13 protein-coding genes and 1 pseudogene are annotated in these 19,735 nt (G+C 64.2%); 6 read left to right on the forward strand and 8 right to left on the reverse strand.

All coding sequences use genetic code 11. The annotated features are described in order from the left end of the window. Positions 1-694 precede the first annotated feature (694 nt). The 6 genes and pseudogenes from NKI05_RS16640 to NKI05_RS16665 all read right to left on the reverse strand — a co-directional run bounded on the left by NKI05_RS16640 (position 695) and on the right by NKI05_RS16665 (position 9,247). On the reverse strand, positions 695-1,111 hold the full coding sequence (locus NKI05_RS16640) for a DOPA 4,5-dioxygenase family protein (protein WP_245261959.1): 417 nt from the start codon (positions 1,109-1,111) through the stop codon (positions 695-697). A 346-nt stretch (positions 1,112-1,457) separates the two neighbouring features. After that, a complete protein-coding gene (locus NKI05_RS16645; protein WP_023734747.1) occupies positions 1,458-1,616 on the reverse strand; it encodes a DUF3309 family protein in 159 nt (52 codons plus the stop codon). 96 nt (positions 1,617-1,712) lie between these two features. Then, positions 1,713-4,883, reverse strand: coding sequence for an efflux RND transporter permease subunit (locus tag NKI05_RS16650; RefSeq protein ID WP_023734748.1), 3,171 nt, complete (start codon positions 4,881-4,883; stop codon positions 1,713-1,715). A gap of 65 nt (positions 4,884-4,948) precedes the next feature. After that, entirely contained in the window at positions 4,949-6,127 is a 1,179-nt protein-coding gene (locus NKI05_RS16655; protein WP_023816386.1) for an efflux RND transporter periplasmic adaptor subunit, read from the reverse strand. A gap of 518 nt (positions 6,128-6,645) precedes the next feature. Beyond that, positions 6,646-7,776, reverse strand: a complete 1,131-nt coding sequence (locus tag NKI05_RS16660; protein WP_023832039.1) for a patatin-like phospholipase family protein — start codon at positions 7,774-7,776, stop codon at positions 6,646-6,648. Between the two features lie 384 nt (positions 7,777-8,160). After that, positions 8,161-9,247 (reverse strand): annotated as a pseudogene (locus NKI05_RS16665) (citrate synthase/methylcitrate synthase). Between the two features lie 93 nt (positions 9,248-9,340). Here NKI05_RS16665 and NKI05_RS16670 point away from each other — a divergent pair. Next, complete coding sequence (locus NKI05_RS16670; protein WP_023816384.1) at positions 9,341-10,480, forward strand: citrate synthase; 1,140 nt, start codon at positions 9,341-9,343, stop codon at positions 10,478-10,480. On the opposite strand, the gene ftrA is transcribed toward NKI05_RS16670, so the two are convergent. Beyond that, positions 10,477-11,490, reverse strand: a complete 1,014-nt coding sequence (gene ftrA / locus NKI05_RS16675) for a transcriptional regulator FtrA (protein WP_352792763.1) — start codon at positions 11,488-11,490, stop codon at positions 10,477-10,479. The two genes, NKI05_RS16670 and ftrA, sit on opposite strands and share 4 nt — an antisense overlap. A 68-nt stretch (positions 11,491-11,558) precedes the next feature. Between ftrA and NKI05_RS16680 the strand changes: the two genes are divergently transcribed. After that, a complete protein-coding gene (locus NKI05_RS16680) occupies positions 11,559-11,978 on the forward strand; it encodes a rhodanese-like domain-containing protein (protein WP_023702797.1) in 420 nt (139 codons plus the stop codon). A 50-nt stretch (positions 11,979-12,028) separates the two neighbouring features. Then, entirely contained in the window at positions 12,029-12,484 is a 456-nt protein-coding gene (locus NKI05_RS16685) for a GNAT family N-acetyltransferase (protein WP_031194243.1), read from the forward strand. A gap of 45 nt (positions 12,485-12,529) precedes the next feature. Here the strand turns inward: NKI05_RS16685 and phaR are convergent, their stop codons facing one another. Then, positions 12,530-13,144 carry a polyhydroxyalkanoate synthesis repressor PhaR gene (gene phaR, locus NKI05_RS16690; protein ID WP_023816382.1) on the reverse strand — a complete coding sequence of 205 codons (615 nt, stop codon included), beginning with the start codon at positions 13,142-13,144 and terminating at the stop codon, positions 12,530-12,532. Positions 13,145-13,446: 302 nt separating this feature from the next. Here phaR and NKI05_RS16695 point away from each other — a divergent pair, with 302 nt between their 5' ends. From NKI05_RS16695 to NKI05_RS16705, 3 genes are all read left to right on the forward strand, one after another. Then, the gene (locus NKI05_RS16695; RefSeq protein WP_023673832.1) at positions 13,447-14,631 is read left to right on the forward strand and encodes an acetyl-CoA C-acetyltransferase; all 1,185 of its coding nucleotides are present in this window, start codon (positions 13,447-13,449) and stop codon (positions 14,629-14,631) included. 129 nt (positions 14,632-14,760) lie between these two features. Further along, complete coding sequence (phbB, locus tag NKI05_RS16700) at positions 14,761-15,486, forward strand: acetoacetyl-CoA reductase (RefSeq protein ID WP_023698448.1); 726 nt, start codon at positions 14,761-14,763, stop codon at positions 15,484-15,486. Between the two features lie 694 nt (positions 15,487-16,180). Further along, on the forward strand, positions 16,181-19,726 hold the full coding sequence (locus NKI05_RS16705) for a helicase-related protein (protein WP_352792765.1): 3,546 nt from the start codon (positions 16,181-16,183) through the stop codon (positions 19,724-19,726). The last annotated feature ends 9 nt before the right edge of the window (positions 19,727-19,735 follow it).

Genomic DNA, 19,735 nt, shown 5'->3' on the forward strand with positions numbered 1-19,735 from the left:
GTGGCTTCAGATGCATAGTCGCCAGCCTTACGGGTCACCTCGTCCCGCGCGTCGTGAAGCAACTCGCTGGCACGCTCATTTTCCTGGCGAAGTCTTTCGGAGACGTCGCTTTTCGCCTTGTCGAAATCGGTGGGCTGTCCGCCCTGATCCTTCTCATGCTGCATGAGGCCACCTAGTGAAAACCGAGGAAGGAGAGGACCGCGAGCACGACGACGATAAGGCCGATAAGATAGATTACACTGTTCATGTGCACGTCCTCCGTAGCTTTCCAACTTCGACGAACCTGCGATGTTCCGTAAGTGAGAGCATTTATCTCAGCCGAAACGAAGAGCTTCGTCAGGCACGCACCCAGGCACCAGTGAGTTGCCCTGTCCCTCGTGCGGAGCGCCAGTTGTTCCGTACGAACGGGTGCGCCCGACCCTGCGGGAACGAGTGCCGGCTGCCTCCTCTATTGCAATCTTTGCCTATTCGGCGACCCCGCCTCGGCGTACCGGCGACCAAGGAGAACTCTCCCTTGCCATCAATTGACGGTCCATCGCTCCAACGGCCCCGCGCTGGTTCGGCACCTTCGACGAAGTAATGATGAAGGCATAGGATACGGCTTGAGGCGCAAAGCGGCCTGTCATGCATGCCTGAGCTAGGCTACTGGCGAACGCGTCTCCAAGGCCAAGTCTCTACTTTGCAGAACGCCTCCCTACGCCCCCAGCGTCGGCTCCGTGTTCACCTCCAGCGCGTCTTCCGCCTCGTCCTCCTCGCCCAGCACCTCGCCATGAACCCCCAGCGGCCGCCCGATCCAGATCGGATCGACCAGATGGTCGCGCTTGGGGTTGGTGGTGTTGGGGTGGATGAGGATGCTGAGGCCGCTGTGGTTCAGCATCAGCCAGGGGACCAGCGTGGCGAAGATCTCGGTGGCGAAGGAGACCTGGTACATGGCCTGTTCGTGCGGGCCGACCGGCTCGTCGCGCCAGTTGCCCAGGCGCACGCGGAAGCGTTCGCCGATGCGCAGGCGCAGCCATTCGGCCTGCTGCCGTTCGGCTTTCCCGTCATAGTAGATGTGGGCGTGATAGCTGGCGATCTCGGCGAGCGGCCTGGGCGGGCTGGCGGTGTTCACCTTGATGGCTCCCTCGGTGATTGTTGTGCGGGCAGCGTATACGCAAGGGAGCGGGGTGGCCAAGGGGGAACAGCGTGTGCTCGTCATCTCGATTTCAGGCCAATCGCATAGGCGTTCCCCCACTCCGTCTCGGCTTCGCCGAGCCACCTCTACCCCCACATTCGTGGGGGAGAGGAAATGCTAACCGCCGAGGTCGTGGCCTTGAAAAGCTTGGCATTTCCTCTCCCTCATGGACATGGGGGAGGGTGGCCGCCCAGCGGCCGGAGTGGGGGCGGGCGCGCCGTATGCCTATTGCCAGCACTTCATCGGGCGAGGAAACGCTGATCGCAGAGGTCTCTTGCCCCGATCAAACCCTGCCCATCAGCACCAGGATCAGCAGCACCACCAGCACAATGCCGACGATGCCCGATGGCCCATAACCCCAGGAGCGCGAGTGTGGCCAGGCCGGTACGGCGCCGATCAGGATCAGGACTAGAACGATGATGAGGATGGTGCTGACGGTCATTAAGAGTCCCTCGCCTTGCTGGTCGGATACGGAGGGACAATGCAAAAGGCCGCCCGGTTGTTCCGGACGGCCTTTTGTCCGACTGCTCGAATGCAGCTATTCCGCGGCTTTCGGGAAGGCGATTGCCGGCTCATCGAGCGGACCCGGCTTCGGCCCTGTGGACGCATCCCTTTTCTTTTCGCGCCCGAACAGCCGGCGGAAGAACGCGTAGAAGCGGCTGTTCTTGCTGCGCGTGAAGATCATCAGCATGGACGGCGTCACCACCAGCGTCAGCAGCGTGGCGAAGGACAGGCCGAAGACGATGGCCGACGACAGCGAAATCCACCATTGCGTCGACGGCGCGTTGATCGTCGTCTCGTGATGGAAGATTTCAAGGCCGAGGCCAAAGGCGATCGGCAGCACGCCAAGGATGGCCGAGACCGCCGTCAGCACGACCGGGCGGGCACGTTCGCGGCAGGTCTGCAGCACCGCCTCCATCTTGTCCCAGCCCTCTTCGCGCAGCCGGTCATAGGTGTCGATCAAGACGATGTTGTTGTTCACCACCACGCCGGCCAGCGCGATGACGCCGATGCCCGACATGACAATGCCGAAGGCTTCGCCGGTCAGCAGCAGCCCCAGGAACACACCGATCGTCGCCATGACCACGCAGGACAGCACCAGAAGCACGCTGGTGAACTTGTTGAACTGCATCAAGAGCACCAGGAAGATCAGGAAGATCGCCGCGCCGAAGGCCTTGCCGAGGAAGGCGCTGGCTTCGGCGCTGTCCTCGTTCGACCCCGCCAGCTTCCAGCGTATGCCGTTGTCGAGCTTCATGTCGGTGACCGCCTTGGTCACCTCCGCCTGCACCGCCGCAACCTGGTTACCGGCGGCGACGTTGGCCTGGACGACCACTGTGCGGGCGCCATCGATGCGGTTGAGGATGCCGACGGTCGGCTCCGGCTTGCGCACGACGAAGTTGGAGATCGGCACCGAGCCTTGCGCAGTCTGCACCCGGAGCTCGTCGAGCGTCGACAGCGTGCGGCGGTCTTCAGGCAGCCGCAGCCTGATGTCGACGGCATCGTCGGCGCCGGCAGGCCTGTACTCGGACAGCTTCAACCCGTTGGTCACCAGTTGCACCACCGTGCCGACGGCGGTCGGGCTGATACCGTATTGCGCCGCCTTGGCGCGGTCGACCTCGAGCGCCCAGTCGACGCCGGGCGGCGGCAGGCCGTCGGAAACGTCGATGACACCGGGCACCTTGGCAATGCGCGCCGCAACCGCGCGGGCCTGGTCGTCGAGCCCTTTGGGGTCGATGGCCGAAAGCCGCAGCTGCACCGCCTTGCCCGTGGGAGGACCGGCCTCCGGCACGCGCACTTCGACATCGACGCCGGGAATGCCGGCCATGACGGTGCGCAGCTCATCCAGGATATTGTTCGCCGATTTGCGCTCGCGCCAGTCGATGAACTCATACTGGATGACGCCGACGACGTCCTCCGGCACGTCCTGTCCGCCGCCCTGCGTCTTGCCGACGCGGGTATAGACCGATTTGACGCCAGGCCAGCCAAGCAGCCGGTTTTCGGCGATCCTGGTCGCCGTGTCCATTTCGGCCAGCGAGAGATTGCCGCGGGCATGCACATAGAGCAGGCCGTAATCGGGCTCGACGCTGGGGAAGAACTCGACGCCGGCGCCATATTTCGAATAGGCGAAGCCGACGCCGGTGAGCAGCACGGCGGTGAGCACCAGCACGGTGATGGGGAAGCGCACCGCCTGTTTGACCAGCGCCATGTACCAGCCGTCGCGATTGTGTTCCTCGTGATGCTCCGGCGCCTTGGCGAAAAGCGCGCCCAGCGTCGGCGCGAACACCAGCGCATAAAGCATCGAGGCCGACAGCGTGACGATCAGCGTGATCGGCATGTATTTCATGAAGTCGCCGATGATGCCGGGCCAGAACAGCAGCGGCGAAAACGCCGCGATGCGGGTCATGGTCGCGGCGATGACCGGACCGGCCATGCGCTTGGCGGCCAGCGTGAAGGCTTCCGCCTTCGGCATGCCTTCGCCCATGCGCCGTTCGGCAAATTCGGTGACGATGATGGCGTCGTCGACCAGCATGCCGACCGCCAGGATAAGGCTGAACAGCACGATCATGTTGATCGTGTAGCCCATCATCGCAAGCAGCAGGATGCCGATCAGGAAGGATGACGGAATGGCAAGCCCGATCAGCAGCGAGGCGCGGCCCGACAGCGCATAGAGGATGACGATGAACACCAGGATGACGGCGATCATCACGTGGTTCTGCAGGTCGCCCAGCAGCTGGTTGACGAAGACAGACTTGTCCTGCGTGTAGGTGATGTTCATGCCTTCCGGCATCGTCTTGACGTAGGCGTCGGACACTTCCCGCACCTTGGCCAGCGTGTCGATCAGGTTGGCGCCGATGCGCTTCTTGACTTCGATGGCGATGGCCGGCTTGCCGTTGAGGCGAGTGATGGTCTCGGCGTCGGCGAAGGTCGAACGCACCGTGGCGATGTCCTTCGCCTGCACGACGGCATTGGGGCCGGCGACCACCGGCAAGGACGCGACATCCTCGGGTGTCTCGATCAGCGACGGCACCTTGACCGCGTATTTGCCTTCCGAACCCTCGATATTGCCGGCGGCGACCAGGCTGTTGGAAGCGCCGACCGCGCCGATCAACTGGTCGAGCTGCAGGCCGTAGGAGGACAGCTTCATCGGGTCGATGACGACCTCGACGAGATCGTCGCGCGCGCCTTGTATGGTGCCCTCAAGAACGCCCGGGACTTCCTCGATGCGGTCGCGCAGTTCGCGCGCCGCCGCCGTAAGCACACGCTCGGGCACATCGCCGGACAGCGTGACGACCAGGACGGGAAACTCGGAAATGTTGACCTCGGTAACAACCGGTTCTTCTGCCGCTTGGGGAAGGTCAGCCTTCGCGTCCTGAACCTTCGAGCGTGTATCAGTCACCGCGGTGTCGACTTTTATAGACGGCAGAAACTCAAGGAAGACAAAGGCACCGCCCTGATAGGCGGATGATTTCATCTCCTTTAACCCCTTGAGACTCTTAAGCTTTGCCTCCAGAGGCCTAAGCAGAAGTCTTTCAGCGTCTTCGGGCGCGATGCCTTGATAGGCAACATTTATATAAACATAAGGGGTAGGAACGTCGGGTTCCGCTTCCTTCGGTGTCGACTGATAGGCGACCCAGCCCGCCAGCAGCAGGAAGACCAGCACCGCAATGGTCAGCCGGGCATTGTTGATCGCGAGTTTGACGATATCCATGGCCTGTTCTCAAGATTTCAGGAGCCGCATGGCGGCCGGTTGTCCCCGCCCGGGGCCACCCGGCGCTACTGCGTTGTCGCTTCGCCCAACAGTTTCTGGATGGTCGCCTGGTCGGCCTCGACCGGCTTGACGACGTCCCCTTCCTTGACGAGCTCCTGGCCGGCGACGATGACGCGGGCATCGGCGGGAATGCCGCCAAGCACCAGGCCCTTCGGCGAGTCATCGACCAGGTCGATCGGGAAGAACACCACCTTGTTGTCCTTGTCGACGGCGCGGATGCCGAGGTCTCCCTTGTCGCCCAGCGTCACCACGGAGCGCGGCAACATGACGGCGTCGGTCGGCTGCGCGCTGAGCGCAATCTCTGCCGTCATGCCGGCCGGCACCGAGCCGTCGGCATTGGGGACGGCGATCTCGACGCGGAAGGTGCGCGTCGCCGACGAGGCGTCGCGGCTGATGTAGCGCACGGTGCCTTCGACGGTCTGGCCGCTGACCAGCCGGACAGCAGCCTTGTCGCCGAGCTTGAGATAGCCGAGGTCGCGTTCGCTGACTTCACCGCGCGCAATCACCGGATCGAGCTTGAGGATGGTTGCCACCTCGCCGCCCTGCATGACGGAACTGCCGAGCTCCACCGGCACCCGGTCGATGACGCCGTCGAAGGGCGCCTTGACCAGATTGCGGTCGAGTTCGGCCTGCGCCGTTTCCAGCTGCGACTGCGCAGCGGTCAGGTTCGAACGCGCCGTGTCGAGCTGCAGCTTGGGCAGATTGCCGGTCTTCATGAGCCGCAGCGATGCGTCGAGTTCAGCCTGGCGCTGCGCGACGAGCTGCCTGGCACTGTCGACCATCGAGATCTTTTCTTCGGCCGCCAGCATCAGCACCAGGTCGCCGGTCTTGACGTGATCGCCCTGCTTGACCGGCAGCTTTTCGATGACGCCGGCGACGCGCGTCGCCAGCACGGCGCGCTTGTCGGCCTCGGTCAGCCCGGAAATGCGGATGGCGCGGGCATAGGTCTTGCGCGGCGGCGTCACCACCGCGACGGTGCGCAGCGGCGCCTTCGGTTCGGCCTCGGCGGTCTTGGTTGCATCCGGTGCCTTGGCCTGATCGCCCGGCTTGGCCTGATCGCCTGCCTTGCCAGCACCTTCGACAGCGGCGCTGCCGACGGACGAGAACGCGCCTGTTCCCATCCAGGCGGCGAAGCCGATGAGCACGACAATAGCGGCAAGCTTGTGAAACCTGATCTTCGGCATCATTGTTTTTCCACTGCGGGGTTCGGCCAAGTCGTTATCCAACAGGAGTCCGTCGTCTAACAGCTACCGTGTCTTCCAACTCGGGCGCGTCGCCGATATGGGTGCGCGCCAGGCCGTGTTCAATTTACCGTGAACGGCGAAGCCGCGCTTCTACATCAAAGTTGCATCGCAATACAGTCGAAAAGTTGCAGGAACATTGTGCCAGGCGATGTAGTGTGGCCAACGAAAACGGTTTTATCGGCGCCCCGTCAGGCGGCGGAACCACAGTCTCGGAACCATACGGATGTTGGAGGCGCTTTGTTTTCAAGGCGTTTTGAGCACTGACACCCCCCGTGCCCGCACTAGTTTTTGACGCTCAAATGTGGGCGCGACCTGCGTAGCCACTGAGTGAATGGCAGCAGGCGTCAGTATGATTTTGTATACCGTCACACGCAACGATTGTTCCGGGACGGAAAGTCATCGGCGCTACTCCGATTTTCCGAACACTTCGCTGATCGTCTTGATCGATCCGGGCGGACTCAGGCCCGCCGGCGTTCCGCGTCCGGCTTCTTGCGGGCGGCGAGAAATTCCTTCACCCGCCGTCCCGGTGCCGGCCCGCGCACCGGTTTGAAGCCGTCATCGAGTTCGCCGGAAAGATCGAGCGTCGGCCGCTTGCCGACGGCGTCGTAATTCTCCTCCAGCCAGTCGCTCGCCGCTATGCGGCCAAGGTCGCGCAAATAGGTCAAAAAAGCCCATTCGGCGTTGACCTTGGATGACGCCGACAGATCCTTGAACGCTTCGTCGGCATCGATGCGGTGCATGCGGATGTCGCGGTATTCGCCAGGCGGCAGCCGGCCGGCGGCGATCAGCTCCTTGACGAAGGCGATCGAGCGGAATTCGTTCAGCAGCCCGGCATTGAAGGTGATCTCGTCGATGCGGTTCTGGATTTCATTGGCGCTTTTCGGCGTGCCCTCGCGCACCACCGGATTGATCTGCACCAAAAGCACATCCTCGGTCGCCGCCGTCTTGAAGAACGGAAACAGCGCCGGATTGCCGCCATAGCCGCCATCCCAATAGGGCACGCCCTTGATCTCGACGGCGCGGAACAATTGCGGCAGGCAGGCCGAGGCCATCACCGTGTCGAGGTCGATCTCGCCGTCGGAAAAGACGCGCAGCTGGCCGGTCTCGACATTGGTCGCCGAAATGAACAGCTCCATCGACTTGCAGGCGTGGACATTTTTGAAATCGATCTCCTGCTCGACCACGTCGCGCAGCGGGTTCAAGCCCAGCGGATTGGCGACATAGGGTGAGAACACTCGGGACATGGTGTCGAAGAAGAAATAGCCGGGCGTATTCTCGATCGACCAGTTGCCCCAGGCGACGTCCCACGGCATGCGCTGCACCGGGCTGAAGCGGCCCTTGGCCGCCACCGCGCGCCAGAAGTCGTCGAGCTTTTGCCGTGCACCCTCGACGCCGGCGCGCACAAACCCATCGGCCAGCGCCACCGCATTCATGGCGCCGGCGCTGGTGCCGGACACGGCTGAAATGTCGAGCCTGCCATCCTCCAGCAGCCGGTCGAGTACACCCCAGGAGAAAGCCCCGTGCGAGCCGCCGCCCTGCAGCGCGATGTTGATCTTCTTCGTTTCCTCCGCCTTGCCGTTTTTGGTCATGGCGTTCCTGTTCGGTTTGGTCGCTGCTGCCTCATTCCGCCCGGAAATCGGGCGGGTTCGACGGCAGCGGACTTATATTGCAGTGCAGCATATAAGGGATGACCAAGGCAAGAACACGAACACGGTCGCGTGATCACATGAAATTTGGTCATGGGGAATGGTCCTCCACGCCGAGGTCTTCGCCCTACGAATACCCCCACCCTTGATCCCTCCCCACAAGGGGGAGGGAGACTTGGTAGACGCTGATCTCAGCAAGCCACCGACGTTTCGGCGGCGGGCGCCAGCTGCCCTCCCCCTTGTGGGGGTCCGAAGGACGGGCGAGACCCGTGGCTCGCCCCGGCAAGCTAGGGTGGGGTCCTCTCGCAACAATCTGAACTTGGAACCTCAGGCCACGAGGTCCGGCACCGGCCCGACATAGCGCGACTGTGGCCGGATCAGCCGCCCGGTCGTCTGCTGTTCGCGCGCATGCGCGATCGAGCCGGCGACACGTCCGGCGGCAAAGACATTGCTGAACGCCTGTGGCGGAAAGCCCGCCGCCTCAAGCACAAGCGCTGTGTAGAACTCGACATTGGTCTGCAGCGAGCGCTGCGGCTTGGCGATCCGCAGCACTTCGAGCGCCGTCTGCTCGACCTGTTCGGCGAAGGCCAGGCGGCGGCCGGCTTCGCCTTCGCTGCCGAGCTGCCGCACGACGGCTTTCAGCACATCGGCGCGCGGATCGCGCACGCGGTAGATACGATGGCCGAAACCCATGATGCGCTCGCCATGCGCGACCTTCTCGCGCAGCCAACCGGCCGCGTCGCCATGCGCCTGGATTGCATCGAGCATCTCGATCACCGGGCCGGGCGCGCCGCCGTGCAGCGGCCCCTTGAGCGCGCCGAGCCCGGCCAGCACCGACGATGTCAGCCCTGCCAGCGTCGATGCGACGACGCGGGTGGCAAAGGTCGAGGCGTTGAGGCCGTGATCGCACACGGTCACCAGATAGGTGTCGAGTGCCCTTGCCAGCGCCGGCGACGGGACGGATCCCTCGAGCATCCTCAGCATGTCGGCGGCATGATCGGCCTTAGCGTCAGGTGCGGTCGGCTGCTCGCCGCGCGCCAGCCGCAGCAGAGCCGGCGTCAGCACGGCGGGCGCCGCGATCAGCCGCAAGGCGTCCGTCAGCGTCTCGCCATCCGGCAGCAGCGCCATGCCGGCGCGCATGGCGCTATAGATCTCGAGCGGTGCGAGCAGCGGCAGCGAGGGCGCAAGCCGCTCGAACACCTCGACGCGAGCCTTGCCCAGCCTCGCTGCCAGTTCGGCATCGCCGGGAAGGCCGTCGAAGAAGCCGTCGAGCAACAGGCGAACCACTTGCATAGCGCCAGCGTCCCGCCAATTCCGGCAGCGAATGACCGCGGATCGTCAGGCGGCCGCCAAGGCCATCGACATCGGAGAGCACGGTCTCCGCCGCCACCACATCATCGAGCCCGTTCGCCATATCTCATCTCCTTGCAGCTTTTCTGCATGGGAGATAAGGGTTAGGCTGCGCCTCGATCAATCTTGATCAATATAATCAATGTATGGGCTAAAAATGTCCGAATGGCTGTCGCGGGAAGAGGCGCTGGAAAGGCTCAAGGTCCGGCCGCAGACGCTCTACGCCTATGTCAGCCGTGGCCGCATCGGCATGCGGCCGGATGAGAGCGACCCGCGCCGCAGCCAGTACCGCGCCGACGACATCGCCGCACTGGCGACCCGCCGGGCGCGCGGCCGCAGTCCCTCGGCCATCGCCGAGAGTGCGATCGCCTGGGGCGAACCCTCGATCGCAACAGCAATTTCGACCGTTCTGCACGGGAGCCTCATCTACCGAGGGCAAGACGCCGTTGCGCTCTCCAAAGCGGCGACGCTGGAGGAAACCGCTGCTGTGCTCTGGGCCTCGCCTGAACCGGTGGCTTTCAAAGCTCCGTCATCTGAAGCGCCTCATCCAGTCGGCCGCGCCTCGGCCTTTGCGCAGCTTGCCATGCTTGCAGGCCACGGGCGGCCTTCGCTAGGACGCAGCGCCGCCTCGCTGTGCACCGAGGCCGCGCGCACAGTCGGAGCGCTGGCGCAGTCGCTGGGCGCTGAAGCCGGCACAGCGCCCGTCCATAAGCGCCTGGCGCAGGGCTGGTCGGTGGATGATGCCGGCGCGGAAGCGATCCGCTGCGCCCTCGTCCTGCTCGCCGATCATGAACTCAACGCATCGACCTTCGCCGCCCGCGTCGCAGCGTCCACAGGCGCCTCGCCTGCCGCATGCCTGCTGGCCGGCCTGGCAACGCTGTCCGGCCCGCGCCACGGTGGCGCCGGCGAAGCGGCGATGCAACTGGCTGAAGATGCAGCAGCCCACGGCGCGGATGCGGCGATCCGGCGCTGGCTCGGCCATGATCGGCCCTTGCCGGCGTTCGGCCATCCGCTCTATCCCGACGGCGATCCCCGTGCCACCGCACTTCTGGAAGTCATCCCTGTCGACGAGACGCTGCAACAGCTGCAAAAAGCCGCCATGGCGGCGGTCGGTGCCCAGCCCAACATCGACTTCGCCCTGGCCACACTAACGCGCGGCCTTGGCTTGCCGCGCGATGCACCGTTCCAGCTGTTTGCGCTCGGACGCAGTGTCGGCTGGGCCGCGCATATGGTCGAACAGATCATTAGCGGCAGCATCATCAGGCCGCGTGGCCGCTATGAGGGACGCGTGACTTAAGCCGACCTGGCCGTGTTCCCGAACCGCGCACGGTACGCGACGGGCGTCGTGGCGAACTGCTGACGAAAATGATGCCGCAGCGTGCCTGCCGCGCCAAAGCCGGCGGTCTCGGCAATCCGTTCGATCGGCATGGCGGTGTCTTCCAGTAGCGTGCACGCCCGCGAAAGCCGTTCCGACAGCAGCCAGCGCGCCGGCGTGACGCCGGTCGCGGCCGCGAACCGGCGCAGGAACGTCCGCTCGCTCATCCCGGCAAGCTCGGCCAAGATGGCGACGGGATAGTCGGCAGAAATATCGGCGCGCATCCTGTCGATCAACGGTCCAAGCCGGCTGCGCTCATGTGGCTCGGGTACGGAACTCTCGACATACTGCGCCTGGCCGCCGTCGCGATGCGGCGGTACCACCAGACGGCGCGCCACCATGTTTGCAGCCTTGGTGCCGAAGTCGCGCCGAACCAGATGCAGGCAAAGATCGATGCCCGCGGCACTGCCTGCCGATGTCAGCACATTGCCCTCATCAATGTACAAAACGTCCGGGATCACGGTGATGTCGGGGTACATCTCCGTCAGCTTCTCGCTGTAGCGCCAATGCGTGGTCGCCCTTTTGCCCGCAAGCAGGCCGGCGGCGGCAAGCACGAACACGCCCGAACAGATCGAAAGAATGCGAGAGCCGCGCTCGTGTGCCTTTCGAAGCGCCTCGATCAGCGCCGGCGGCACCGGAGCCTCCGTTCCGCGCCATCCCGGTACGATCACCGTGCCGGCCTGGCCGATCAGATCGATCCCGCCGTCGGCAACAATACGCACGCCGCCCAGCGCGCGCATTTCACCGCCATCGATCCCGGCAACCGCAAAACGGTACCAATCCTCACCCATTTCCGGCCGGGGCAAGGCGAAGATCTCAACCGCCACGCCAAACTCGAACGTGCACAGCCCGTCATAGGCAACGGCAACGACAAGAGGGTTGGCAGGGCGCGGATTGGCAGAGGATGGCATGATCTTGACGATATATGGCAAAGCTGCCAGCTGCAATCGCCCTGCTTCCTGTCTTATCTCTCCGTCGCATCAGCAATGGAGATACGAGGATGAGCCACGTGACAGACATTCCGGCGGCATCGCCGGATATCGCCCGCGACCATTTTCTGCGCCGGCTTTCCGTCGAGACCGACTGTTCCGACGTCGCCGCCGCACTGCGTGCCGGAGAGCCGGACTTTGTTCTCCTGCATGTGGTCGGTTCGCCGGAAGCCTATGGACGCCGCCATGTGCCGGGCGCGCTGCATCTGCCCCACCGCGAAATATCGGCCGGGCGGATGGTGCAATGGCCCGAAAGGACGCTGTTCGTCGTCTATTGCGCGGGACCGCATTGCAATGGCGCGGATCAGGCGGCCTTCAAGCTGGCCAGCCTCGGTCGTCCCGTGAAGATCATGATCGGCGGCATAACCGGTTGGCAGGACGAGGACCTTCCTTTCGCTTCAGGCAAGGAGCCCGGTGTCTTGCACGCGTGAGGCCACGCGATATGGTCGGCCTTGAAGACTGAGCAAGCATGCAGAAGGCGATGGTTAGAATTCGTCCATTCGAGCGCCAGGATGTCGGTGCGGTGCTCGCCCTCATGCGGGCGCTAGCCGTCTTCGAGGGTTATGACGACAAGCTTCGCGTCACCGAAGCGAACCTCATCGAGCACGGGCTGGGGCCATCGCCCCGGTTCGGCGTGTTGGTGGCGGAGCGAGAGGGCGTGATCGTCGGCATCGCCGTCCACTACCTCATCCCCTGGACCTACGACCTGAAGCCGGTTGTCTGGCTGAAGGAACTCTACGTCACTGAAGCGACGCGCGGCATGGGGGTCGGCCATGCGCTTGTTGAACAGCTTCGCCAACACGCTTTGAGCATTGGCGCCTCCGCCATCAAATGGACGGTGCTGAAATCCAACTCGCCGGCCAAAGCCTTCTACCGCTCGCTCGACGGCCAGCCCGACGATATCTGGGAACCGTGGCAGCTGAAAATCGACCCGTGACAGCCGCCTCGACCAACTGAGGGCGGTCGACCATGCGGCGGTCGCTTACGACATGGTGTCGAGCTTGCGCTGCATGGCGGCGATCTGTTGCTTCAGTTCCTGAAGGTCGTCGCCGCTCTTTTCCGGGACGTCCTTGCGGGCCGGCTCGGGTGCAGCCGCGGCCGCAGCATTTGTGGCGGCGGTCGGGAAGGGCGTGAACAGGCGCATCGCGTTCTGGAACATTTCCATGTTGCGGCGTGTCTGCTCTTCCAGCGCCTTGATCGGCGTGGCGATCTTCATCACATCCAGCGGCGACTTGCCGATCGCGCCCCTCATCTGCTCGCGGAACCGCTCCTGTTCCTTGGAGAAGGCCATCATCGACTGTTCGAGGAAGCTCGGCACGATCTGCTGCATCTGGTCGCCATAGAAAGCGATCAGCTGGCGCAGGAACGGGATCGGCAGCATGTTCTGCCCATCCTTGTTCTCCAGTTCGAAGATGATCTGCGTCAGCACCGGATGGGTAATGTCGTCACCGGTCTTGGCGTCCTGGACGGTGAACTCCTCGCCCTTCTTGACCATCTCGGCCAGATCCTCGAGCGTGACATAGGTGCTGGTGCCGGTGTTGTAGAGCCGGCGATTGGCATATTTCTTGATAATGATAGGGTCGTCTTTCGCGGCCATCAGCATCCTCCCGGGACACCGGCGCGCCTGAGTAAGCCGCCGGTAACGATTGCGCCATTTTTAAGGATATGCGCAAAAGCTCTATAATTCCAAGCGCTTTGTGCAGTGCGGCATCATTTATTGCTGCATGGCGGGCTAATTATGCTGCGCAGCAAAGGTTGGGCGATCCCGCCGGCCGCCCGCGCCCTGCTTGCGGCGCTTGGCCGGCATGCCCATTTCCGGTTTGACTTGGGGTGTGGAACGGGCAAGAAAAGTCCCAACAAGCCCCCAAGAACACGACACCTCGAAGTCTGGAGAGAAAAATGTCCGCTTCCAATTCAATCGTCGTTGCCAGCGCCGCACGCACGGCTGTCGGCTCTTTCAACGGCGCCTTCGCCGCCACCCCGGCGCATGAACTTGGCGCCGTCGTCATCAGGGAGCTTTTGGCGCGCGCCGGCGTCGAGCCGGGCGAAGTCGACGAGGTCATTCTCGGCCAGGTGCTGACCGCCGCGCAGGGCCAGAACCCCGCCCGCCAGGCGTCGATCAATGCCGGCCTGCCCAAGGAGACGACCGCCTGGGGCCTCAACCAGGTTTGCGGCTCGGGCCTGCGCGCCATCGCGCTCGGCATGCAGCAGATCGCCGCCGGCGACGCCACGGTGATCATCGCCGGCGGCCAGGAATCGATGTCGCTGTCGCCGCACGCCGAGCACCTGCGCGCCGGCGTCAAGATGGGCGACTACAAGATGATCGACACCATGATCAAGGACGGGTTGTGGGACGCCTTCAACGGCTACCACATGGGCAACACCGCCGAGAACGTCGCCCGCCAGTTCCAGATCACCCGCGACGACCAGGACCAGTTTGCGCTGGCCTCGCAAAACAAGGCCGAGGCCGCGCAGAAGGCCGGCAAGTTCAAGGACGAGATCGTCGCCTTCACGATCAAGGGCAGGAAGGGCGACACTGTCGTCGACCAGGACGAGTACATCCGCCACGGCGCCACCATCGACGCCATGTCCAAGCTGAAGCCGGCTTTCGACAAGGACGGCACGGTGACCGCCGCCAACGCGTCGGGCATCAATGACGGCGCCGCCGGCGCGCTGCTGATGAGCGAGGCCGAAGCCACGCGGCGCGGCATCACCCCGTTGGTGCGCATCGCATCCTGGGCGACGGCTGGCGTCGATCCGGCGATCATGGGCACCGGACCAATTCCCGCCTCGAAGCGGGCGCTCGAGAAAGCCGGCTGGTCGGTCAAGGACCTCGACCTTGTCGAGGCCAATGAAGCCTTCGCCGCGCAGGCCTGCGCCGTCAACAAGGGCATGGGCTGGGATACGTCGATCGTCAACGTCAATGGCGGCGCCATCGCCATCGGCCATCCGATCGGCGCGTCGGGCGCCCGCGTCTTCAACACGCTGGTTTTCGAGATGCGCCGCCGCGGCGCCAAGAAGGGCCTTGCCACGCTGTGCATCGGCGGCGGCATGGGCGTCGCTCTGTGCGTGGAAGCGCTGTGAAAGAGAAGTGAGTAGTGAATAGGGAGTAGTGAATGGGGAACAAGGAGCAGCGCGGCGGGATATCGATCCCTACTCGCTACTCCCTACTCCCTATTCCCTTCTTCCGACCAAAGGGAGGAAGAACTTTCAATGACCAAAGTAGCGCTCGTCACCGGTGGATCGCGCGGCATCGGCGCCGCCATATCGATCGGCCTGAAGAATGCCGGTTACACCGTTGCAGCCAACTATGCCGGCAATGACGAGGCAGCGGGGAAGTTCAGCGCACAAACCGGCATCAAGGCCTACAAATGGTCGGTCGCCGACTACGACGCCTGTGCCGCCGGAATCAAACAGGTCGAGGCCGATCTCGGCCCGGTCTCGGTGCTGGTCAACAATGCCGGCATTACCCGCGACGCCATGTTCCACAAGCTGACGCGCGAGCAGTGGAAGGAAGTCATCGACACCAATCTGTCTGGGGTCTTCAACATGACGCATCCGCTGTGGGGCGGCATGCGCGACCGCAAATTCGGCCGCGTCATCACCATTTCCTCCATCAACGGCCAGAAAGGCCAGGCCGGCCAGGTCAACTATTCCGCCGCAAAGGCCGGCGACATCGGCTTCTCGAAGGCGCTGGCGCAGGAGGGCGCGCGCGCGGGCATCACAGTCAATGTCATCTGCCCCGGCTACATCGCCACCGAGATGGTCAAGGCGATCGACGAGAAGGTGCTGAATGAACGCATCATCCCGCAGATTCCGGTCGGCCGCCTCGGCGAACCGGAAGAGATCGCGCGTTGCGTCGTCTTCCTCGCTTCCGAAGACGCCGGCTTCATCACCGGTTCGACCATCACAGCCAATGGCGGCCAGTATTTCGCCTGAACGACAGCATTTCGCCCGGTAGGACGGGCCGGCTTATGGCCCGTTTTTTCATCGCCGGCCGGCGATGTTCCCGGGCTGCGCGCTAGACATTGACCCGTTCCGGCACGCAAAGATTAACGATTTCCAGGCGCCTTGTGCAAAACCCGGTTCGCAAGCTGTGAATTCTCGGTGGACAAGCTGTGGATAACACAACATGTTGGGGTGAACAAACCAGGAAAATCCCGCCATCGCTGATTCATCGCCGATTCGTTCCGGCTTTGAGCGCAACGTTAACGACCAAGGCCGAAAATCACCGGCAAATGGTTAAGGCCGATTAAGAAAATTCAACAATTTCATAATGTTGGCCGAGGCGTATCGGATCACGACGATGCCCCGCCGGCAAAGGTTAACGCCAATGGTCGCCTTGCAGGAATCGGGCCAGTTTCCGCGATTCAGCATATGGTGAGACTCAGGCTCGCAAAATCCACATGTAGCCGTGAACAAAAGCTGAATCTGCCGGAGTCACTGATTCGTCGCCGATTCGTTCCAGACTCGTTCCAACTGTTAATTGAGACCTCAAAGACGAACCGTGGGATTGCCGGCCGGAACATTCCGCTTTCGCTTCGCGCCTGAAATCCCTATGTGTCGCCTGTCATACGCGCCACGCGAGGCGCGCTCCCGACAACACGATGCAGAAAGCCTCATCTCCAGGCCGATGAACATCCAGCCGAAACACACCGAGCCGCTGATCCTGTCGGGCCGCGACGTGACTGCCGTGCTGGGTCCGACCAACACCGGCAAGACCCATCTCGCCATCGAGCGCATGGTGGCGCATGAGAGCGGCATTATCGGCCTGCCGCTCCGCCTTCTGGCGCGCGAGGTCTATGCCCGCGTCTGCGAAAAGGTCGGCGCCCACAAGGTGGCGCTCATCACCGGCGAGGAAAAAATCCAGCCGCCCGGCGCGAAATATTCGGTCTGCACCGTCGAAGCCATGCCGCGCGAGACCGACGTTGCCTTCGTCGCCATCGACGAGGTGCAGCTCGCCGGCGACCTCGAGCGCGGCCATATCTTCACCGACCGAATCCTGCACCTGCGCGGGCGCCAGGAAACGCTGCTGCTCGGCGCGGCCACCATGCATGGCATCCTGCAAAAGCTGCTAAGAGGCGTCTCGGTGGTGACGCGCCCTCGCCTGTCGCACCTGGCCTATGCCGGTTCGAAGAAATTGACCCGCCTGCCGCGGCGTACGGCGATCGTCGCTTTCTCCGCCGACGAGGTCTATGCCATCGCTGAGCTGATCCGCCGCCAGCAAGGAGGAGCGGCGGTCGTGCTCGGCGCGCTGTCGCCCCGCACCCGCAACGCCCAGGTGGCAATGTTCCAGGCAGGCGACGTCGACTATCTCGTCGCCACCGACGCCATCGGCATGGGCCTCAACCTTGATCTCGATCATGTCGCCTTCGCCCAGAACCGCAAATTCGACGGCTACCAGTACCGCAACCTGACGGCGGCCGAGCTCGGCCAGATCGCCGGCCGCGCCGGCCGGCATCTGCGCGACGGCACCTTCGGCGTCACCGGCCAGGTCGATCCGCTGGACGAGGAGTTGGTCAAGCGCATCGAGGGGCATGAGTTCGATCCGGTAAAGGTGCTGCAATGGCGCACCGCGCATTTCGACTTCGCCAGCCTCGACGCGCTGAAGCGCTCGATCGAAACCAACGCGCCGGTCGAAGGCCTGACGCGGGCGCTGCCGGCGGTCGATGCCCAGGCGCTCGAACATCTCTCCCGCGACGAGGACATCCGCGCGCTGGCTACCAATGCCAAGCGCGTCGCGCTGCTGTGGGAAGCCTGCGCGTTGCCGGACTACCGCAAGATCGCGCCGGCCCAGCACTCCGACCTGATCGCTTCTATCTACACCGACCTCGCCAAACACGGCCATGTCGACGAGAACTACATGGCCGAGCAGGTGCGCCGCGCCGATACGACCGAGGGGGACATCGACACGCTGTCGCACCGCATTGCGCAGATCCGCACCTGGACATTCGTGTCCAACCGGCCGGGCTGGCTGGCCGATCAGGCACACTGGCGGGAAAAGACGCGCGAAATCGAAGACAGATTGTCGGATGCGCTGCATGAGCGGTTGACGAAACGGTTTGTAGACCGCAGGACTTCCGTCCTCATGCGGCGCCTTAGAGAAAATACAATGCCTGAAGCCGAAATCAGTCCTACCGGAACCGTCCTTGTCGAAGGCCATCATGTCGGCGAGTTGCAAGGGTTCCGCTTCACCGCCGATCAGAGCGCCGGCGGCGAAGACGCCAAGGCCGTGCGTACGGCAGCGCAAAAAGCGCTGGCCGCCGAGTTCGAGGCACGTGCCGAACGCTTCGGCGCCTGCGCCAATGGCGACCTTGCGCTCGGCTCCGACGGCACGCTGCGCTGGATCGGCGCGCCGATCGGCACGCTGGTTGCCGGCGAGGACGCGCTGAAGCCGCGCCTGGTGCTTTTGGCCGACGAGCAGTTGACCGGTCCCGCCCGCGACAAGGTCGCCGCGCGCGCCGAGCGCTTCGTCAATTTCCAGATCGAATCCTTGCTGAAGCCGCTGGTCGACTTGAAGAATGCCGAGCAGATCGCCGGCATCGGCCGTGGCATCGCCTTCCAACTCGTCGAGCATTTCGGCCTCATCAACCGCCGCGACATCGCCGAGGAAATGAAGTCGCTCGACCAGGAGGGTCGCGCCGCCTTGCGCCGGCTCGGTGTGCGCTTCGGCGCCTACCACGTCTTCGTGCCGGCGCTGATCAAGCCGGCGCCCGCCGGACTGATCACGCTTTTGTGGGCGCTGAAGAACGACGGCAAGGACAAGCCCGGCTTTGGCGACGTCGTGCACGCGCTGGCCTCCGGCCGCACCTCGGTGGTCATCGATCCGGCTTTCGACAAGAGCTTCTACAAGCTCGCCGGCTACCGTAATCTCGGCCGCCGCGCCGTGCGCATCGACATTCTGGAACGGCTGGCCGACCTGATCCGGCCTGCGACCAACTGGAAGCCCGGTCTGGGACAGCGCCCGGACGGCGCCTATGACGGCCAGTCCTTCATGGTGACGCCGCCGATGATGTCCATCCTCGGCGCCACCGCCGACGACATGGAAGAGATCCTGAAAGGTCTCGGCTATCGCGCCGAGCCGAAGCCGCCGGCAGAGGTCAAGGCGCGGCTGGAAGCACAGGACAACGCGGCGCGGGAAGCGGCTGCCGCCAAGCTGGCTGCGGACGCGGCTGCAAAAGCTGAACAGGCCAAGGCGGCGGAAGCCGCTGCAAGTGAAGCCGTCGCTGAAGCGCCGGCCGTTGGATCGGAGCCGGATGCGGTTGCCGCCGCTGAGCCTGCGGCTGAGCAGCCCGTCGCCGAAGCCGCAGCGGAGGCTGTTGCTGCGGACGCTCAGCCGGGCGCGCCTCAAGAGGGTACGGAGCCAACTCCGGCCGCTGAAGCTACCGCCGAAGCTCCAGCCATCGCGGAAGCAACGGCAGAGCCTGTCGCGGACGAGCAAGTCGAAGCTAACGCAGAAATCGCGGAAGAAGCTCCGGCTGTTGCGGAAGCTGACGACACTGCCGACGCCACCGTCGCCGAAAACGCCGACGCCCTTACCTCCCCCTCGATGGCGGAGGTCGCGGCGCGAAGCGACGCGGGTGACAGCGTTGACGAAGCAGGTGCAGACACAGCAGACACTTCAGGCGCAACCGCCGACGCCGGCGCTGCCCCCACCCCGGCGCTGCGCGCCGACCCTCCCCACGAGGGGGAGGGTGGAAGCGCTGAGCCTGTCCCCGAGGCCGAAGCGCCAAAGCCCATCTTGCTGTGGCGGCAGGGTCGTTTCGAGCAGCGCCCGCGCCATCGTCAAGGCCGGGACAATCGCCCGCGTAACGGCCAGGCTGGCCGCGCCGATGCGCCGGCCGACGCTGCCGGCGGACAGCCGGCACCGGGCGAACGGCCGGCCTATCAGGGCCGGCGCGACCAGCGCGACGGTGCCGCCAAGCCACGCTTCGACCGTTCGAAGTTCAAGCCCAAGCCGCAGGCCGAGGGCGAACAGCGCCGCGACGGCAAGCCGCAAGGCGAGCGTCCGCGCGAGGGCCGGCCTGACTGGAAAGGCGGCAGGCCGGAAGGCAAAGGCGGACCGCAAGGCGCCAAGCCGGCTTTCCAAGCCAAGCCACGCGAGGAACGCCCTGCGCGCTTCGATCCGGACTCGCCCTTCGCCAAGCTCGCCGCATTGCGCGACCAGCTGAAGAAATAAGCCCCAGGT

The organism is Mesorhizobium sp. M0771, assembly GCF_040320155.1.
GTDB lineage: Bacteria > Pseudomonadota > Alphaproteobacteria > Rhizobiales > Rhizobiaceae > Mesorhizobium.